Raw genomic sequence first — 18,746 nt, 5'->3', positions numbered from 1 at the left:
CTTTTTCAGTTAACATACAAGCTCCTTTAAGCAATTAAATGAATCTGTTTAGTATGTAATTTTACAATTACACACTAGAGAGATCAGTTTATATGCTTCAAGTGAACAATCTCGATGCACTTGCAATAGAATACAATAATTGGTTCCCATTCTGAAAATAAAAACGCTTCTCGCAAACTTAAAACATATCCACTTCTTGCAACATGGCACAGTTCTGTCATTGGAATATAATTACTTTTTCCCCTCCCTAAAATCAGGTTAAATAACACTCTAGCTACACGACCATTCCCGTCATAAAGTGGATGAATATGCATCAAGAAAGCTGACGCAACAATTGCGCACAATAAAGGATTTTTTTTATGATTGTTTAAAATGAATAGTCTTAACTTACCAAGTTGATCAGGTAGGTGCTGGAAATCCAGAAACTCCGTATATCCGCCATCTGCTTCAGGAACAGTTCTTACATTAACATCACGAATTTTATTCTTGGCATTAAATTCCTTTCCCGCCGAGAAAATAAAATAAAAGAAATTATTATCACTATTTAAAATACTAGACAAACTGAGTTCTAAAGCACAAAATACCATAAAATCTTTATCACTATTTTTGTTCTCGTTAGCAAACATAACATTATCAACATACGGACTGAGTCGGTGTTGCAAGATGGAAATGCTTTTATTTTCAACAGACATTATAATATTACTAATAAAATAATCATAATTGCATTCTGAAGATATACAATCTTGTAAAATAGATAAGCTACGATTTAAAATAGCCCATATATCTCCTGCTATTTCTTCATGCTTGGGAAATTCCAATGGCATTAGTTTGACCACATTCCCTTGTAATAAATAGTTTTCCATAAATGTCTGCCCTTAGCGTCGCACTCCATATCTGTTTAACTTTTTTAATCTATTCACATGACACTAAAGTTTCATATACATTAATTATTTTTAACAATAATTTCGTATTTTGTCCTGACCACTACGGTTGCGACAAAGAAAACCCACATCAGGACGCCAGCCCACCGCCGCCTGCGTAGGGAGTCTTACCGGCAATCTTCATCACTTCGGCCCCCAGGGTGACAAAAGGCGTCTGGCGGCTGGCATAAATCAGTCCACCCGCTTTAGCGCGCACCGCTGTTATCGTATCGGTGATCGGGTCGATAATTTCAGCTACCGCCTCATCCGCTTCTACCCACTCCCCCGGCTGGCGGAGTAACAACAGAATACCGCTGGCGGGCGCGGTAACAATCTCCCCAGCGGCAAATGGCAACATGGCGACCTCAAGCTGCGGTATCACCGAGGAAGCACCGGCAACGGCACCGCGGTGTTGCAAGTATCGATAGAGGCGCTCGGCATCGCCGCTGGCCAGCTCGTGGCTAATATCCCGCTGACCGCGTAACTCCAGCGTAACCGCCATGCAACTCGGTGGCATCCCATCCAGGGCGGGATGCTCTGCGGCCAGCCGGTGCCAAGGCAGGCCGCAGGCTTCATCAAAGGAACCGCCGCCGCTGTCTTGCGAAAGCAGCACCGCCCCCATGCCCATAAAACGAGCCAATGTTTCTGCCTGTTCGCCCCAGGCCGGGTCGGCGTACATGTGCAGGATCGCCCGGTCGTCGCAGTGCAGATCCAGCACCACATCCGCATCACAGGCCAATAGCAACAGTTGCCTGCGCAGCGCCGTGACTTCGCTGGTGTCTGGCACCGCCTGTAAAACATTGCGCATTGCGATGCGCACCTGCTGATGCAGGGGTTCTGTGGTACTGAAATCCTGCTGCCGTAACAAACGGGCTAAATCAGGGAAATCACGGTTAAAATTGCGGCCACTGACCAGATCAAAGCGCCCTACACCCGCATTGAGCAGCACCTGCGCCAGCCCCGGCGGGTTGGCTACCGGGACAAGAATTATTTCACTTTGCAGTTCACCCCGCCGTTCCGCCTGGCTGAGCAATCTTTTAAGATAGTGCAGCACCAGCATGCCGGGCAGTTCATCGGCATGCAGACCGGCCTGCAGGTAAATTTTTTCGCCTTTACCCGGCTGGCCGAAATGAAAACTGGTGAATTGGCGCTGCCCACCCAGAGCATGTTCAGGTAACTTATGATGATTAGTTTTCATTGGACGCCCTATCTGTGGAAAAGAAAGCCCGGCTTGATCGCATTGACAAAAAAATCCTTGAAATACTGTGCCGGGATGGCCGCATTTCGTTTCAGAAACTGTCCGAACAGGTCAATCTGACTGCCCGCCCTTGCCTGGAGCGGGTTCGTGGGCTGGAGCGCGACGGAATTATTCGTGGCTACAGCGCCATAATCGAACTGCCGGAACCCGAACATGCGTTTGTGATCCAGGCGCAGATCGCATTGGCCGATCACGGCCACTCCCAACCGGCCTTCGAGCAGGAAATGCGTAATACCCCAGAGGTGCTGGACTGCTGGCTGGTCAGCGGCAACTTCGATTTTCTGGTGCGCATTGGCTGCCGCAGCATGGAAAACTACCGGCTGCTGGCCGATACCTGGCTGACCAGCAAAAAATTTCGGGTGGATAAAATCGTCACCCTGACCGAGCTGCAGTCGATCAAACGCTCCTGAACTGCATCAGTCGCGGCGGATAAACGCCAGCCAGCGACGCTCTGCCCGTGAAAACATGAAGATCAGCAGGAAAGTGCACAGCAAATACAGTGCCGCCGCCATCAGGAACGGAATAAAGGGTGAATAGGTGGCGGCATAAAATGCGCGTGCCACGCCGGTAATATCCAGCAGCGTGACGGTACTGGCCAGCGAGGTGGCATGCAGCAGGAAGACCATCTCGTTATTCAGCGCCGGAATGCCACGCCGCAGCGTTGCCGGCAGCACCAGGCGGCGGATAATCTGCCACTGGCTCATGCCATAGGCCTCGCCGGCAATCCACTCCTGACGCGGGAAGGTTTCCATCATGCCTGCCAACAGTTGGGCAACGTAAGCGCTGGTATTGAGTACCAACGCCAGCGTGGCGCAGAAAGTGGCGTCGCGAAACAGCAGCCAGAAAGGCTGGTCGTTCTGCCAGCCCAATTGCACCACGTCAAACTGTGACAGGCCGTAGTAAATCAGCATTAATTGCAGGTAGAGCGGCGTGCTGCGGAAAAAGTAAGTCACGCTGCGTATCAGCCACGACAGCGGTCGCGGGCCGTATACCTGGCCGATCGCCATCAGCGCTGCCAGCAGTAACCCTGGCACCACCGATAACAAGAACAGTTTGGCGGTCATCGCCAGCCCGGTGACGTCGGAACCGTCGCTCCACAGAAAGCTCGGTGCCGCATCCAGCATATTTTGCAGATTCATCAGCGTGCTCCTGCCGAATGTGAGGAAGCCAACGCGTAACGCCGCGCCAATCGGCTAAAACCCCAACTGGAGACGGCGGTAATCACCATATAAATCAGCGCCACCAGGAAATAAAACAGGAAAGGTTTTTGCGTGGCTCGCCCGGCCTGCTCTGCCAGCCAGACCATGTCCTCCAGACCGAGGATCGACACCAGCGCCGAGGCTTTCATCAGCCCCAGCCAGTTGTTGTTGATACCGGGAATGGCGAAGCTCAGCATCTGCGGCAGCAGCACCCGGCGAAACACCTGGCCCGGCCGCATGCCGTAGGCCATTGCCGCCTCGAGCTGACCGCGCTCCACGGTGAGAAACGCCCCGCGAAAGGTTTCGGTGTAGTAAGCACCAAACACAAAACCAATCGCCAGCACCCCGGAGATGAAAGTGTTAAAGCGCAGCGGCCCCAATCCCACCAGGCCAAGCAAGCCGTTGACCAGCATTTCGCCGCCAAAGAACAGCAACAGCATGATCACCAACTCGGGAATGCCGCGCACCAGCGTGGTGTAACCCGTCGATACCCAGCGCAACCAGCGCGGACCAAAGAGTTTAATCAGCGCATTGATCATGCCGAGCGTCAACGCCACCGCCAGTGAAACCAGCATCACGCACAGTGACAGCAACGCGCCATGAGCCAGCAACGGCAAATACTCTATGACCATTCCCGGCCTCCCCTGGATGACTGGATCCGAGCCGGTTTAGTTGCCATATATGTCGAAGCTAAAATATTTTTTCTGGATGGCTTCATAAGTCCCGTCGGCACGGATCGCCTTGATGGCCCCGTTAAGCGCATCGCGCAGCGCCGGATTGTCTTTACCCACCGCAATGCCAACGTCAGAGGAGATACTGCTGTCTTCAATCACCGGTCCGGCGAAGGCAAACTTCTGGCCGCGTGGGGTATCGATAAAGCTGCTGGCGGCCTGAGTGTTGTCCTGCAGTGACGCGTTAATGCGCCCGGACATCAGATCCAGATAAACATTATCCTGGTTGGCGTAAGAGACAATTTTCACCCCTTTCCCGCCCCAGTGCTGTTTGGCATAGGCCTCATGGATCGAGCCGGTTTGCACGCCAACGGTTTTGCCTTTCAGGCTGGCAACGTCCGGCAGTAACGCGCTGCCCTTACGTGCCACCAACTGGGCAGAACTGCGGTAATAGCGGTCGGTAAAATCCACCTCTTTCTTGCGTTCATCGGTAATGGTTAACGACGCAATAATGGCATCGAATTTATGGGCGTTAAGCGCGGCAATCATGCTTTCGAACGGCTGTTTGACGAACACGCATTTGGCATGCAGCTGGGTGCACAGCGCGTTGGCGATATCGATATCAAAACCGGTGATCTCACCGCTGGGTGCCAGCACGTCAAACGGTGGATAACCGCCGTCCACGCCAAAACTGATGGTGTCGAAGGTCTGAGCCGCCGCAGGGCCGCTTAATGCCAGACTGGTCAGTAAAACTGCTAATGTTTTTTTCATGGCTGAGATCCCCGGTAAAAGAAAGTGTCAGAAACGCAGTGACAGGCAGGTCAGGCCGCCGTCCATTTTTTTAAATTCGCTGGTGTCGAGCTGAACGATCGGCATGCCTAATTTTTCGATTTGCGCCAGCGTTTGCGGGTAACCCTGTGGGGTGATCAGCGTATCGTTGATCCACAGCGTATTACCGGCGTAGGACTCCGCTTCCGGAATGACGATGCTGTTAAAACCGCTAAAGGCAGCATGGTGCTGGTAGTCTTCCGTCAGCAACAGGGTATTGCGACCCACGTAATTGACGATTGATTTCAGGTGCAGCCCGGCGCTCACTTCAATGGCCGTGACCCGGTAGCCGTAGGGTTCTACCGCCGCGGCAAATTCGCCGATACCGGCCTCATCGGTGCGAGACGTCAGGCCGACAAAAAACTGGCGGTCGACCAACAGCACATCCCCACCATCAAGATGGCCGCGTTGGCTCATTCGCACGACCGGGCGTTCTCCTTCGAACAGCGGTGCAATGGTGGCGACTTCGCCCTGGCGGCTTGGCGCGCCCGGATGGGTGATCACCGCCAGCTCCGGCATCACCACCGCGGTGTCTTCAACAAAGTGGGCGTCAGGAAATGCCGGGGCAGCCGGTAACACTGTCACTTTTAGCCCCAGGCGGAGCAAGGTGTCCACATAGGCCAAAAACTGGTGGCCGGTGACGGCAATATCCGGCGCCCCCAATTGGGCGGTGGTCTGGCCGCTGGCGCAGCTATCGGCAGGGAGTCTGGCAATGGCTTGAGTAAAGTGCATGGGCGATTCTCTCGGTTGAAAAGGACGGTCACTGTTGCTTCGATTATCAAACAGATACCCGTACCAATCAGGCTGAATCCACTCACCGGCACTCTACATTTGCGCTGTTTATTATCTCAGCGACGACCTATTCTGCTGTCAGGCGCTCTTGTACACCACAGGAGCCAGACGCATGCCCACCAGGGTGATCACACAGATGGCGGCACCGAAGTAAAAGGTCGAGGCTGCGCCCCAGGTTTGCCACAGTACACCCGCCCCCAGACTCGCCAACAGCAGCGCCACTCCACTCATCAGGTTGAACATCCCGTAAGCTGTTCCGCGCAGGTCGGCTGGGGCAGTATTAGCGATCATGGCGGCCAGCAGGCCCTGAGTCATCCCCATATGCACACCCCACAACGCCACACCGATCAGGAGACCTATCCAATGGTGACTGACGGCCAATACGATATCCGCCACAATCAACACCACTAAACCGGCTTGCAGCATGTTGCTGTGGCTCATACGATCAGAAAGTTTGCCAAAGGGATAGGCGGATAACGCATAGAGTACATTCATCGCCACCATCACCAGAGGGATTAAGGCCAGTGGAATATCCATTTGCTGCGCACGCAATACCAGAAATGCTTCACTGAATCGGGCCAGCGTAAATACCGCCCCCAGACCGACCACCCACCAATAGGCTTGCCCCAGCCGCCGCAGGTTTTCACGCTTAATAGGATTGGTGCGTTTATGTTCAATCGGTGATTTAGGCTCCTGAAGGCCAAAAAACAACAGCGCGATGGCTAAGACTCCCGGGATCACCGCTATCCAAAAAATGGCCCTGAAATCATCGTGCCACAGCAACATTAACCCGACGGCCAATAGCGGCCCCAAGAAAGCCCCTATGGTATCCAGCGATTGCCGTAACCCAAAAGCGGCACCACGGATCTCCGCAGGGGTAACATCAGCCACCAGAGCATCGCGGGGCGCACCACGGATCCCCTTGCCCACTCGGTCTAACAGACGGGCACCAAGAATGACGCCGGATGAACCGGCAACAGCAAATAAAGGCTTGCTGACGGCACCCAACCCATACCCTAACAGCGCCAGCCCTTTCCGCTTGCCGAGATAGTCACTGAGTACGCCAGAAAATACCTTGATGATTAGCGCGGTGGCTTCGGCCAGCCCTTCAATCAAGCCAATCACCACCACACTGACCCCCAGGGTGGTCACCATAAACAAAGGCAGCAAACTGTGGATCATTTCCGAAGAGATATCCATTAACAAACTGACGCCACCCAGTACCCAAACCCCCTTAGGGATGCGGCTTAACGTTGAAAAGCGTGAGAACATCGTGTTACTCCGTCAACCACGAACCTGAATTCAGTCCATTATTAAAGCAGTCGTTTAGGTCATTGATAAGATGCAAAAGAAAATAATTATCAATCAAGTTCACGCGGAAAGATGACGGGGCATTATTTTGACAATGACGTAACGGCCGATAAATGAGAAAGCAACGCTTATTCACTCTACCGGCCGCCAGGATTTCTTCGCTTATTTCGAGTTAGCCGCCATAAACTCGGCCAGATTATCCCGGGTGATAACTTTATAAGGCACCCAGTTGTACGGCTCGGTTTTTTGCTTTTCCAGCAGCGCTTTGGTCACCAGCACCGCCCCGGTGGCCTGCCCCTTGGCGTCCTGGAAGATGGTCAGGGTCATACCGCCATTTTTGACAAACTGCTGACCGTCCGGCGTGCCGTCAATTCCCGCCACCAGAATGTTTTTATTTTTGGCCTGGTTCAACGCCATGATGGCACCAATCGCCATTTCGTCATTGTTGGCGGCGATGGCGTCAATCGGGCGGCCGTTCAACAACCAACCGGACACCACATCCACCGCCTCATTGCGCTGCCATTTGGCGGTCTGTTTCTCCAGCACCTTCATGTCTTTATACTTGGCGATCACCGCTTCCACCGCACGCGTGCGTTCGCGCGCCTCTTCGTTGGACAGCGCTCCCATCAGGATCGCCACGTTGCCGCGATAGTTCATCTGTTTCGCCAGGGCTTCCATCTGCATTTCACCGCCCGCCGCCGAGTCAGAGCCAACATAGGCCATTGCTTTGCCCAGTTTCACCTCTGGCTTGCGGTTGACGAAAATCAGTGGAATGTTGGCGCGTTCGGCCGCATCCATCATCGGCTTCACGCCCTGGGTATCAACCGGATTGAGGATAATCGCGTCCACCCCAAGGTTGATAAAGTCATCCACCTGCTGCACCTGCAGCGCTACGTCCCCTTTGGCATCGACAAACTGCCCGTCCATATTCAACAGCTTTAGCTCACTGACCATCTGCGAGCGCAAAATAGAGACAAAGTTAAGATCGAAATTGGCCAGCGCTACGCCGACCTTATAGGTTTTCGCCTGGGCGCTGAAGGCCATGACCAGGCTCAGCAGTATCAACAACAAGGTTTTGGTTTTCATGATGACATCCCGTAGGTTGAGGTTTATTTATTATTAAAATCAAGGCATCACTAATTATTCCGGGCAACAGGCCAATACCCGGTTTGTTGTGGTTTATAGGGTGAAATGGTCGCGGAACTGGTGCAGCGCCTCGGTGCTGTCACCGGATGCCCAGCCTTCCATCGCCACCACCCCCTGATAGTCCATTTCATCCAACGCGCGGGCAATGGCGCGGTAGTTGATTTCGCCGGTACCGGGTTGTTTTCGCCCCGGCACGTCCGCCACCTGAATTTCACCGATTGCCGGGCCGCAGCGGCGCATCAACTCAATCAGGTTGCCCTCGCCAATTTGCGCATGGTAAAGATCGAGGTTCATCTTCAACCCCGGTCGATTAACCGCCTCCACCAAAGCCAAAGTGTCGTCGGCTTTGGCAAAAGGCGTACCCGGGTGATCTAGCGGCAGGTTGAGGTTTTCCAGCGTGAAAACCTTCCCCACGCGCTCTGCCATTTCTGCCAGCCGGGTCAGCGTATTGGCCGCCTTCAGCCACATTGCGCCCGTCACCACCGCCACCGGTTTCACCGGCAGCCCTTGCGAGTCCAGGCCGGTACCGTGCAGATTCAGGCTCGGGCAGTTCAAGCGTTGCGCCACCGCCAGCGACTGCTCGGCGCTTTGCAACAGTTGAGCGATTTCCTCTTCGTCGGTCAGATTGCCGCTGAGATAGCCGGTCATCGAAGTCAAGCACGCTCCGGTAGCCACCAAAGCATCAAGGTCTTTATTGGCCCAGTTCCAGATTTCGACGCCGAAACCCAGCGCATCAATACGCGCTACACGTTCTGCAAACGGCAGGTCGAGAAACACCATTTCGGCGCAAACGGACAGTTGAAAACTCGCCATTATTGTTCCCCCAACCTGATCGGTTTGCCCTGCTGTACCGACGAAATACAGGCCAGTGCGATTTCCAGGGCATTGCGCGCATCCTGCCCCGTCGCCCGAGGCTTTTGTCCTTGCTGAATGCATTGGGCGAATTCGGTCAGCTCCGCCACATAGGCGTCATGCAGCAGATCGGTATCCTGGCGCGAAGTCTCGATGGCGATGCCCCCGGCGTGATAACGCACGCAGTTATTCAAATTGATATTGCCCGCCTGCAACATGCCTTTACTGCCAAACACTTCACCGCGTACGTCATAGCCGTAGACCGCCTGGAAATTAGCCTCGGCCGTCGCGATAGCGCCGTTATCAAAGCGAATAGTGACTACTGCGGTGTCCAGCAACCCCTTGTCCTTGAAGTCCGGACGCACCAGCGCATCCGCCAGGGCGTAAATCTCTACCGGCCTGGCTCCGGGGTTGAAGTGCAGCAAGGTGTCAAAATCATGGATCAGGGTTTCCAGAAAGATGGTCCACGCCGGGATCGGCGCCGGATCGCGCAACTGCGGGTCGCGGGTGACCGAGCGGGACAACTGGGTGGTGCCATTTTCGCCCGACTTGACGGCGGCAATGGCCGCTGCGAAACCGCTGACAAAACGGCGGTTAAACCCCACCTGTAGCACCACACCCGCCTGATTGGCGGCGGCGATGGCGCAGTCTGCCTCCTCCAGCGTGACGGCCATCGGTTTTTCACAGAAGACGTGTTTACCCGCCCTGGCTGCCGCTATCACCCACTGCGCATGGGTGCGCGCCGGAGAAGCGATGACTACGGCATCAATGGCCGGGTCATCCAGCATCGCCTGCAGATCGCTATGGGCCTTGACGCCCAGACGTTCCGCCAGCCGCTGCGCGGCCCCTGGTAACGGATCGGCCACCGCGGCCAGTACCGCGCCCGGCACACGCCGCGCCAGAGACTCTGCATGGAAACTGCCCATTCGTCCGGCACCAATCAGACCAACACGCAGGGTTTGGGGTAAATGGCTCATCGTGATTCCTCATGTGGGTAACGCCCTTGCGGGCAACAATTTCACTGAGGGTATTGCAAAGGGGATGCCAGCTTAAAACGCGGGGAATTTGTGAGGCGTTGCACAGATAGCCATAACAAAGTGACAACTAAGTTGACATGTAAATTTCACATGCCAATAAAATGGACATTACATTCCAAAGTGGAGTTGCCGATGCCTACCGCCGCAGACCTGCTGCCAATCAAAGATGAGAGCGATCCGATCTTCAGCCTGCCGGAAGGGCCGGAGGCCGGTGAATGGGACAGCCTGTTTTGGCAAGGCTGGCAGGCATTTAACGAAGGGAGTCAGCCGGGCTGGATACGCAAGTCAATCCTGCAATCCTGGCGGCGCTCGCGTGAGTACGGTATTGATCCTGATGAGTTTGTCTATCACGCACCGCCGGCAGAACAACTACAGGCCATCCTGTTGCACAACGCCGGGCTGATTAGCGTGGCACGCAGCATCATGGAAAATCTGTTGGCCTATAATCCCGACGGCCATATCAATCTGACCGATGCCCACGGCGTTACCCTTCACTACTGCGGTGCGGACATGACGCCGGTCGGCAGTATTCTGCGTGAAGAGGTTCAGGGCACCAATTGCACCGCACGCTGCCTGCTGGAACAGCGACTGGTGTATGTGTTAAGCGGCGAAAACTGGAAGATGGGGCTGCGCCAGCGTCATCGCCAGTGTGCCGCCGCACCGGTACGTAACGCCGAGGGAGTGATGATTGGCGTGCTGACCCTCACCGCTACGCCGGATAATTTCAATGCCCACACGCTGGGCACCGTGCAGGCAGCGGCGGAGGCCGTCGGTCAACAGCTCAAGCTGCAGCAACTCCTGGCAGAACAGCAGTCCATTCTGGAAACCCTGAATGAAGGCGTGATGGTTTGCGATCGCCAGGGTCGCCTGAAAACCGTTAATCGCTATGCGCGCCAGATTTTTGACGGTCTGGAGCCGGGCAACAAATCAATCGATGAGCTACTGCGCCCGCAGTCCGGCTCGCTGCTGACCATGCCATTTTGTAACGATCGTGAAATGGTGTTTATGCCAGCCGGTAAACCGGCCCTCTCCTGCGTCATTTCATTGATGCCTGCGCCGGATGACGGTCGGGTGCTTTCAGTGCGTGAGAATCAGCGCATCCGTGCCATTACCCGCCGCGTCATGGGGGTTAGCGCCAGCTATACCTTTGAGATGATATATGGCCACTCCAGCCGTATGCGCGAGGCGATCATGCAGGCGCGCACCTGCAGTCGCAGTGACAGCACGGTACTGTTGACCGGCGAAAGCGGCACCGGCAAGGAGCTGTTCGCCCAGGCAATCCACAATGCTGGTGGACGTTGTAACGAACCCTTTGTCGCCGTCAACTGCGGTGCCTTACCGCGTGATTTGGTGCAGAGCGAGCTGTTTGGTTATGTGGACGGTGCCTTTACCGGTTCGCGCCGAGGGGGAGCCGCCGGCAAGTTCGAACTGGCGGACGGGGGCACCCTACTGCTGGATGAAATTGGTGAAATGCCGCTGGAAGCCCAAACCAGCCTGCTGCGCGTACTGCAGGAAAGTGAAGTGTTGCGCATTGGTGCGGCGCAGCCGGTAAAAGTGAATGTGCGCATCATTGCCGCCACCCATTGCGACCTGGTGCAGGCGGTGGAGACAGGCGCGTTTCGTCGCGATCTCTATTACCGTTTGAACGTGCTCTCGATCCCGGTTCCGCCGCTGCGTGAACGCCGGGACGACATCGCCGGTCTGGTCAACGGCTTTATTCACAAGCTTAGTGCGCGGATGAAAAAAGTCCCACCGCAGGTTTCGCCAACGGCGATGGCCTGCCTCAACGCCTGGCATTGGCCGGGCAACGTGCGCGAACTGGAAAACCTGGTGGAGCGGATGGTAAACCTGTGTGAAGGATTACTGATTGATCTAGGCGACCTGCCCGAGGATATCCGCCGCATTGCGCCTGAACCGGCCCCGCTCCCCTCCAGCCGGATGGAAGACCATGAGCGCATACATATCATTCAGGTCATTGAAACCAACGGCGGCAATTTGAGGCAGGCCGCCCAGATGCTAGGGCTGTCGCGCACCACGCTGTACAACAAAATCAATAAGTGGCAGATCGATTTGACGCTTTTGCGCCCCTGAGTGCTCTGGAGATAGGCCGTTTTACGCTCAGGCATCAGACCCGGTTATATTTTTGTCTGATTAACGCGTGCGGACAACTCCTGATGGCTTTCCTTCCGCTCACTGTATCTGTCTGCAAGATAGTCAGCCTGCCCCTTCAGCAGCAGGGTTATTTTGAACAACTCCTCAGTGACATCGACGATGCGATCGTACCAGGAAGAGGGTTTCATCCGCCCGTTATCATCAAACTCCTGCCAGGCTTTCGCCACTGAGGATTGGTTGGGAATAGTGAACATCCGCATCCATCGGCCAAGAATGCGCATCTGATTCACGGCGTTGAATGACTGCGAACCACCACAGACCTGCATCACTGCCAATGTTTTCCCCTGGGATGGGCGAACAGCGCCTTCGCTTAACGGGATCCAGTCAATTTGGGCCTTCATCACTGAACTCATCGCACCATGTCTCTCTGGAGAACTCCAGACCATACCATCACACCATCTGACCAGTTCGCGCAGCTCAGCGACTTTCGGATGCGTTTCTGGCGCATCGTCAGGCAGCGGCAGACCCGATGGATTAAAGGTTTTGACTTCAGCCCCCAACGCGCTCAGCAGGCGACCCGCTTCCTCAGCAGCAAAGCGGCTGTATGAGCGTTCTCTTACCGAACCATACAGGATCAGGATACGCGGTGGCTCTTGCAGAGGCAGACGCTCGGCAATTTTATTATCAAAGCACTCAGCGTTCAGGGCTGGAAATTTCTCCACTTTTTTTCCTCATTTTGCACATGGTGATTCAAATGCCAACATATATGAATTAACATATGTGAAATTTAAGCGCATTGAGGTCCAAAATGCTACAACCCGTTCAGCTTTTCAAAATTTTGTCGGATGAAACTCGACTGGCCATCATTATGCTTCTCAGAGAGTCGGGGGAGTTATGCGTTTGTGATATCTGCGGGGCCACTTCGGAGTCACAGCCTAAAATATCCCGCCACATGGCGATACTACGCAATGCAGGGCTGGTCATTGATCGCCGTGAGGGGAAATGGATCCACTATCGACTCTCGCCACATATCCCTGCCTGGGCGGCAGAGACCATCACGGCATCCTGGCAGTGCCTGCGTGAAGATGTTCGCGGATGGCTGGCAAAATCAGCGACATCCTCCTGTTAAGCCATAGGAAACACATTGCTTTAATCATATATAACGGAGTCTGATATGTTACTGGCAGGGAGTCTCTTTTTACTGACGCTGATTCTGGTCATCTGGCAGCCCAGAGGTCTCAGCATTGGCTGGAGTGCGAGTATAGGTGCCGTGCTGGCATTGGTCTGTGGTGTTATCCACCTTGATGACATTCCTGTCGTCTGGAATATCGTCTGGAATGCCACGGCAACCTTTATCGCGGTGATCATCATCAGCCTGCTGCTCGACGAGTCGGGCTTCTTTGAATGGGCCGCATTGCATGTTTCCCGCTGGGGCCATGGACGAGGACGTTTGCTTTTCACCTGGATTATATTGCTGGGTGCGACGGTCGCCGCCTTGTTCGCCAACGATGGCGCAGCGCTTATCCTGACGCCAATCGTCATTGCCATGTTGCTCGCGCTGGGTTTCAGCCAAGGAACAACGCTGGCCTTCGTGATGGCAGCCGGATTTATCGCGGATACGGCCAGTTTGCCGCTAATCGTTTCAAACCTGGTGAATATTGTCTCTGCTGACTTTTTCCAGCTCGGTTTTACGCAATACGCATCGGTGATGATCCCCGTAGATATTGCCGCTATTGCCGCTACGCTGGTCATGCTGCACCTGTTTTTCCGCAAGGATATCCCGGCGACCTACGACGTAGCGCTATTGAAAACACCTGCCAGCGCCATTAAAGATCCGGCAACGTTTAAAGCCGGCTGGATCGTCCTTGTGCTGCTGCTGGTGGGTTTTTTCGTTCTTGAACCGTTAGGGCTCCCCGTCAGTGCCATTGCCGCAGCTGGCGCTGTCGTCCTGTTTGCCGTAGCAAAAAGAGGCCATGCCATTAATACCGGGAAAGTGTTGCGAGGGGCACCCTGGCAGATCGTTGTCTTCTCGCTGGGGATGTACCTGGTGGTCTACGGACTGCGGAATGCTGGGCTGACAGATTACCTTTCCGGTGTTCTCAATATACTGGCAGATAAAGGACTATGGGCTGCAACATTGGGCACCGGCTTCCTGACGGCATTGCTGTCGTCGGTCATGAATAATATGCCTACCGTACTGATTGGCGCATTGTCGATTGACGGCAGCACGGCCTCCGGTGTCATCAAAGAGGCGATGGTTTATGCCAACATCATAGGCTGCGATTTAGGTCCAAAAATCACGCCTATTGGCAGCCTCGCCACACTGCTGTGGCTCCATGTGCTTTCACAAAAAAATATGACGATCACCTGGGGATATTACTTCCGTACCGGCATCGTCATGACCCTGCCCGTTCTGTTTGTCACTCTGGCCGCGCTGGCGTTGCGGCTCTCCGTTACTTTCTAATGAGATACTGATATGAGCAACATTGTCATCTATCACAACCCGGCCTGCGGCACCTCACGTAACACGCTGGAGATGATCCGCAACAGCGGTAACGAACCGACGATTATTTATTATCTCGACACACCACCATCGCATGATGAACTGGTTCACCTTATTGCGGATATGGGAATTAGCGTCCGTGCGTTGCTGCGCAAAAACGTTGAACCCTATGAGCAGCTTGGCCTGGATAATGGAGTATTGACTGACGAGCAGCTGATTGAATTTATGCTTCAGTATCCGATCCTGATCAACCGCCCCATCGTCGTCACCCCCATGGGAACCCGATTGTGTCGTCCTTCCGAAGTGGTGTTGGAGATCCTTCCAGATCCGCAACAAACCGCATTCACCAAAGAAGACGGTGAAAAGGTAACCGACCAGGCAGGCAATAGAATCAAGCCAGATTGACATCCTCCCCGTCCTAAATGAACTGCCCCCCAAAAGGACGGGGTTTTACGGCACGCTGGATAATAAAGGGGTTAAAAGTTAAGGCATAACCGCCTGCGGCGGGAGCTATGACGCTATCAGAAGGTATATTATTCATCAGCCATAATTCGTTATAATCCGCGCATATATATATATCATCAGGGAATTCGATCTTAACGATCTTAAAATAATATTGTGAAAAGCCTAGCCTTTGCTATTAATTAGATGTCACACAAAACACATTCGAAAATAAATCATCCCTTCGTTTGTTGAAAATAGATTAATTAATTGAAGCAACCAATTATTGGTTGTGCCAAACGTGTGGCATGCCTTTGAATTTACCACCTTAAATACACCACCGTATAAATTAAAAATCAAAGGAAGATGAAGTTACCATCCTATATATTTTTAATTTTCACAAATAAACCCGGAGGTGAAATATAACGTTAACTTTTCAACGAAAATAATTTTAAATTAGATTTTTCATGAGTTTAACCAAGCATTAAGAGGATTTAAAATGAAAATTGAATCATCCAAGGTTGAAGGTTTGTTTAGCTCATCTTTTACTCGTGTTAATGCTGTCCCTCTCCCGAGCGATACTTTACCCGGTGTAGGTATTATTGGTTGTGGCTACAATCCATTTTTAGCCTATGCAGATGCTTCTGCTGTCCTGCATCCTATTCTCGACTGGTCAAAATCTCAGTTTCACGAAATTACTATGAACGGCCAGCAATATCAATTACCTGATGTGCTTCAGGCGGTATGGCTCAGTAACCAGTCTTACGCATCGGTAACGGGGAAATCGCTCCAAAGTTATTTAACTGAATTGGCTAACAGTATTAAAGTAAGTGGTAACTATGGCTTTTTTAGTGCCTCAGCCACAAATGAATTTAGCGACAGTTCATTGAGAAAGTCAGAAAATGAGTTTAGTCGATGTCAGCAGTCATTTGATTTGTGGTCAATTAGTATCCCAGCCGATATTGCAAGGTTGCAAAACTATGTTTCAGATGATTTTATAAAACTGATTAATGCAATAAATCCAGAAAGTAAAGATTCAATAGCCACTGTATTCAACGTTTATGGCAGCCATGTTCTAATGAGTGGTGTTATGGGCGGGAAAGCTCACGTATCCGCCTCAGCAAACAAGTTAACACTTACCCAAAAATTTGAGATGAGTACGATTGTTCAGGCTAAATACGAACAACTAACATCACAACTTAGCGTCGAAGACAAACTTAAGTATTCAGAAGCCTTCGATAGTTTCAGCGAAAGCGGTAGTTACACATATGATATTCTAGGCGGTAGCCCTTCTTTAGGGGCGCTTGTTTTTAAAAATAACTCGCAAGGTAGTAGTGACGATAATTTAAAAAATTGGATACAGTCTATTTCCAGTATGCCGGTGTTGACCAAGTTCATAGACCAAACCTCGTTAATGCCTGTATGGCTATTGTGTGAAGACAAGACAAAAGCCGATGCATTAAAAAAATATTACGATAATACATGGTCAAAATCGCAGATGGCCGTTGCCAGTCTCAGAGCAAACTACATCGACGAGCTGACATTTGTCCTGGGTGACAACTCAGATATCCCTGCTCCAGTCGGATACACTAAAGTTCCGATTGATCTTAATTCTGATGCTGGGGGTAAATATGTCTATCTTTGCTATCATGAAGCGCAGTTCACGCCAGTAAATGGCAAACAGCCGATTGTTGATATCCAAGTGCTCTATGGTAGCCAGATGCCAGCGCCTGGATATATAAAAATTGATGTTGATTTGAATAGCGGTGCTGGCGGGGAATTTGTCTACCTTTCATACAAAAAGGGAGAACCAACGTCGTCCGATGTAATTAATAAAATCACCGCTGTATATGGAAAAAATGAGTACGTCCCAACCCCATATGGATATAAACAAATTAGCGGTGACCTTAATGCTGGAGCAGGCGGTGACTTTGTTTACCTCTGTACTTACCAAGGTGGTACAGAATAATAAAAGAGCGTTAAAAACGGTGGGTATAACCCACCGTGACTGATTTAAACAATAAAGTCAGTGGCAGTATTTGCTTGCCCGACAATATTAACCAGGAAATCCGGAGCCGCCTGGCCATTTATATTTAGCGCCAACTCACTTAAATTACTTTGTGAGTCATAGGTTAGCAATGCCTCCCCCGCCTGCCCGCTAAACGAGTCGACGAAATGAATAAAGCCTGCGCCATTGTCGCCATGATTAAAGAAGGACAGATCGATTTTGTCGATGCCGGTTTCAAAGTCCAGGATTTTATCCGGTGATTTGAACGACGAATCACTCACCGCAGAGAAAACAAAGATATCTTTACCGCTGCCACCGAATAACTGATCCTGCCCGCCGCCACCGTAGATAACGTCATTACCCGCACCACCATGGATAATATTGGCCGCATCATTGCCGACAATCACATCATTACCTGAACCACCAATGGCATTTTCAATCACAGCACCAACGGCGATGGAAACGTTGCCCTTCAACCCGCCGACGTCAGAGAAAGAGCCTTCCGTCAGATTGATGCGTTGGTTTTGCGTATAGCCCGAGAAATCAAGCGTATCATTGCCGCCGGCATCCCAGACAGAGAACACCAGCTTCTGGTTACTGTCCGTCAGCGTGTAGAAATCCCTTCCGGTATTAGAATTGAACCCGTACACCGTATCCCCGGTGCGCGTAGTGGTATTGGCGCCATAGAGATATTGAATAGCGGCAATATCGTCAACCAGCGGCGCGGCGGCGAAATGACCGCCGTTATCACCACCGGTAAGGGACTCATCCCAATAGCTCATTACGCTGAATTGGCGCGTATCCTCGGCGTAATTCGCCATGCTGTAGTTGGGTGGATTGTTTGCATCGGCATTATATTTTCCTGGATGATCCAGTCCCAACGTATGCCCCAGTTCATGGGTGATGCTCAAACGGCCATAGTTACCCAACTCCGGGTGCAGATTGGCGTAAACCCCATCCCGGGGATCCGCGTAATCGTAATTGATGTTGAACCAGCTTTGACCATCGGTATTATGCCCTCGATAGTCGTTACCCGCCCCGCTGAATGGCTTAATTGCATAAGCCTGGCCGGAACCCTCATAATTTCCGAAGGTAATATTGGACTTTTGATCCGGGGCAACTTCAACAAACGTAAGGTTAGCTACATCAGCCCAGGATTGCAGCGAAAGCTTGGCCTGGGCCTTTTGCTCTGCGGTAAAGGCGCTAAGGCCGGTATCTTGATTATTGGATCCAAATCGGAAGTTTAAATTACTCTGATTATAATCCCAGTCAGGGAACGAATAAGTGACGGTGGCACCTTTGCCGGTCACATGAATGCCATTCCAGGTCTGCTCACTACGCGCTATTTGCTTGCCAGCCTCTTCCACACCAAAAGAAGGCTTATTATTGAGGGTTAAACCATTTCCTCTATTATGATAATTCAGCAAATCATTAACATCATCCCAACCGCTGGTCTTTCCATTTAGGGAATTGTCCATATCCATCTCCAGTAGGTTAATTCATTTCCGTTATATAGAAATAAAATTTCGATATATAGAATTACCGCAACATCATATCGCAGCATTTAAATGCTAGTATGATTTTCAGATACCTCAATATATTTTGACAAAATAATTTATGGCGGAGTAATCATCTTTCAAATATCTAATTATCAGGGTGAATAACCCA

At 52.0% G+C, this 18,746-nt stretch carries 18 protein-coding genes; 6 read left to right on the top strand and 12 right to left on the bottom strand.

Annotated elements, in window-relative coordinates; translation table 11 throughout:
- Positions 1-83: 83 nt before the first annotated feature.
- On the bottom strand, positions 84-863 hold the full coding sequence (locus tag M2406_RS06250) for a Fic family protein (RefSeq protein WP_259189295.1): 780 nt from the start codon (positions 861-863) through the stop codon (positions 84-86).
- Between the two features lie 148 nt (positions 864-1,011).
- The gene (locus M2406_RS06245; RefSeq protein WP_115184681.1) at positions 1,012-2,118 is read right to left on the bottom strand and encodes a succinylglutamate desuccinylase/aspartoacylase family protein; all 1,107 of its coding nucleotides are present in this window, start codon (positions 2,116-2,118) and stop codon (positions 1,012-1,014) included.
- Between the two features lie 14 nt (positions 2,119-2,132).
- Between M2406_RS06245 and M2406_RS06240 the strand changes: the two genes are divergently transcribed.
- Entirely contained in the window at positions 2,133-2,588 is a 456-nt protein-coding gene (locus tag M2406_RS06240; protein ID WP_012145128.1) for an Lrp/AsnC family transcriptional regulator, read from the top strand.
- Between the two features lie 6 nt (positions 2,589-2,594).
- Here M2406_RS06240 and M2406_RS06235 read toward each other — a convergent pair whose 3' ends face one another.
- The 8 genes from M2406_RS06235 to M2406_RS06200 all read right to left on the bottom strand — a co-directional run bounded on the left by M2406_RS06235 (position 2,595) and on the right by M2406_RS06200 (position 9,954).
- On the bottom strand, positions 2,595-3,317 hold the full coding sequence (locus M2406_RS06235; protein ID WP_012145127.1) for an ABC transporter permease: 723 nt from the start codon (positions 3,315-3,317) through the stop codon (positions 2,595-2,597).
- On the bottom strand, positions 3,317-4,009 hold the full coding sequence (locus M2406_RS06230) for an ABC transporter permease (protein ID WP_017892822.1): 693 nt from the start codon (positions 4,007-4,009) through the stop codon (positions 3,317-3,319). Before M2406_RS06230 ends, M2406_RS06235 begins: the two co-directional genes overlap by 1 nt.
- 36 nt (positions 4,010-4,045) lie before the next feature.
- On the bottom strand, positions 4,046-4,819 hold the full coding sequence (locus M2406_RS06225) for an ABC transporter substrate-binding protein (RefSeq protein ID WP_012145125.1): 774 nt from the start codon (positions 4,817-4,819) through the stop codon (positions 4,046-4,048).
- A 27-nt stretch (positions 4,820-4,846) separates the two neighbouring features.
- Positions 4,847-5,608: a dimethylarginine dimethylaminohydrolase family protein gene (locus tag M2406_RS06220; RefSeq protein WP_115184682.1), complete on the bottom strand. Its 762-nt coding sequence runs from the start codon at positions 5,606-5,608 to the stop codon at positions 4,847-4,849.
- A 138-nt stretch (positions 5,609-5,746) separates the two neighbouring features.
- Positions 5,747-6,940, bottom strand: coding sequence for an MFS transporter (locus M2406_RS06215; protein WP_259189288.1), 1,194 nt, complete (start codon positions 6,938-6,940; stop codon positions 5,747-5,749).
- Between the two features lie 201 nt (positions 6,941-7,141).
- The gene (locus M2406_RS06210; protein ID WP_259189287.1) at positions 7,142-8,065 is read right to left on the bottom strand and encodes a substrate-binding domain-containing protein; all 924 of its coding nucleotides are present in this window, start codon (positions 8,063-8,065) and stop codon (positions 7,142-7,144) included.
- Between the two features lie 93 nt (positions 8,066-8,158).
- Positions 8,159-8,938, bottom strand: coding sequence for a TIM barrel protein (locus M2406_RS06205; protein ID WP_259189286.1), 780 nt, complete (start codon positions 8,936-8,938; stop codon positions 8,159-8,161).
- Positions 8,938-9,954, bottom strand: coding sequence for a Gfo/Idh/MocA family oxidoreductase (locus M2406_RS06200; protein WP_012145121.1), 1,017 nt, complete (start codon positions 9,952-9,954; stop codon positions 8,938-8,940). The genes M2406_RS06205 and M2406_RS06200 overlap by 1 nt, the downstream gene beginning before the upstream one ends.
- A 192-nt stretch (positions 9,955-10,146) precedes the next feature.
- On the opposite strand from M2406_RS06200, the gene M2406_RS06195 reads away from it, so the two are divergent.
- Positions 10,147-12,105, top strand: a complete 1,959-nt coding sequence (locus tag M2406_RS06195) for a sigma-54-dependent Fis family transcriptional regulator (RefSeq protein ID WP_259189284.1) — start codon at positions 10,147-10,149, stop codon at positions 12,103-12,105.
- A 44-nt stretch (positions 12,106-12,149) separates the two neighbouring features.
- On the opposite strand, the gene arsH is transcribed toward M2406_RS06195, so the two are convergent.
- Positions 12,150-12,848 (bottom strand): arsenical resistance protein ArsH, encoded by a 699-nt coding sequence (arsH, locus tag M2406_RS06190; protein WP_112363374.1) that lies wholly within the window; start codon positions 12,846-12,848, stop codon positions 12,150-12,152.
- Positions 12,849-12,934: 86 nt separating this feature from the next.
- Here arsH and M2406_RS06185 point away from each other — a divergent pair, with 86 nt between their 5' ends.
- From M2406_RS06185 to M2406_RS06170, 4 genes are all read left to right on the top strand, one after another.
- Complete coding sequence (locus tag M2406_RS06185; RefSeq protein WP_218216964.1) at positions 12,935-13,255, top strand: transcriptional regulator; 321 nt, start codon at positions 12,935-12,937, stop codon at positions 13,253-13,255.
- 45 nt (positions 13,256-13,300) lie between these two features.
- On the top strand, positions 13,301-14,590 hold the full coding sequence (locus M2406_RS06180; RefSeq protein ID WP_259189282.1) for an arsenic transporter: 1,290 nt from the start codon (positions 13,301-13,303) through the stop codon (positions 14,588-14,590).
- A 12-nt stretch (positions 14,591-14,602) separates the two neighbouring features.
- On the top strand, positions 14,603-15,034 hold the full coding sequence (gene arsC / locus M2406_RS06175; protein ID WP_115184687.1) for a glutaredoxin-dependent arsenate reductase: 432 nt from the start codon (positions 14,603-14,605) through the stop codon (positions 15,032-15,034).
- Between the two features lie 535 nt (positions 15,035-15,569).
- Complete coding sequence (locus tag M2406_RS06170; protein ID WP_259189281.1) at positions 15,570-17,039, top strand: MAC/perforin domain-containing protein; 1,470 nt, start codon at positions 15,570-15,572, stop codon at positions 17,037-17,039.
- A gap of 44 nt (positions 17,040-17,083) precedes the next feature.
- Here the strand turns inward: M2406_RS06170 and M2406_RS06165 are convergent, their stop codons facing one another.
- Positions 17,084-18,556, bottom strand: coding sequence for a serralysin family metalloprotease (locus M2406_RS06165; RefSeq protein WP_310473592.1), 1,473 nt, complete (start codon positions 18,554-18,556; stop codon positions 17,084-17,086).
- Between the last annotated feature and the right edge of the window lie 190 nt (positions 18,557-18,746).

The sequence above is a fragment of the Serratia sp. BIGb0163 genome (assembly GCF_024809935.1).
Lineage (GTDB): Bacteria > Pseudomonadota > Gammaproteobacteria > Enterobacterales > Enterobacteriaceae > Serratia > Serratia quinivorans.
This window is presented reverse-complemented; position numbering and strand designations above follow the sequence as displayed.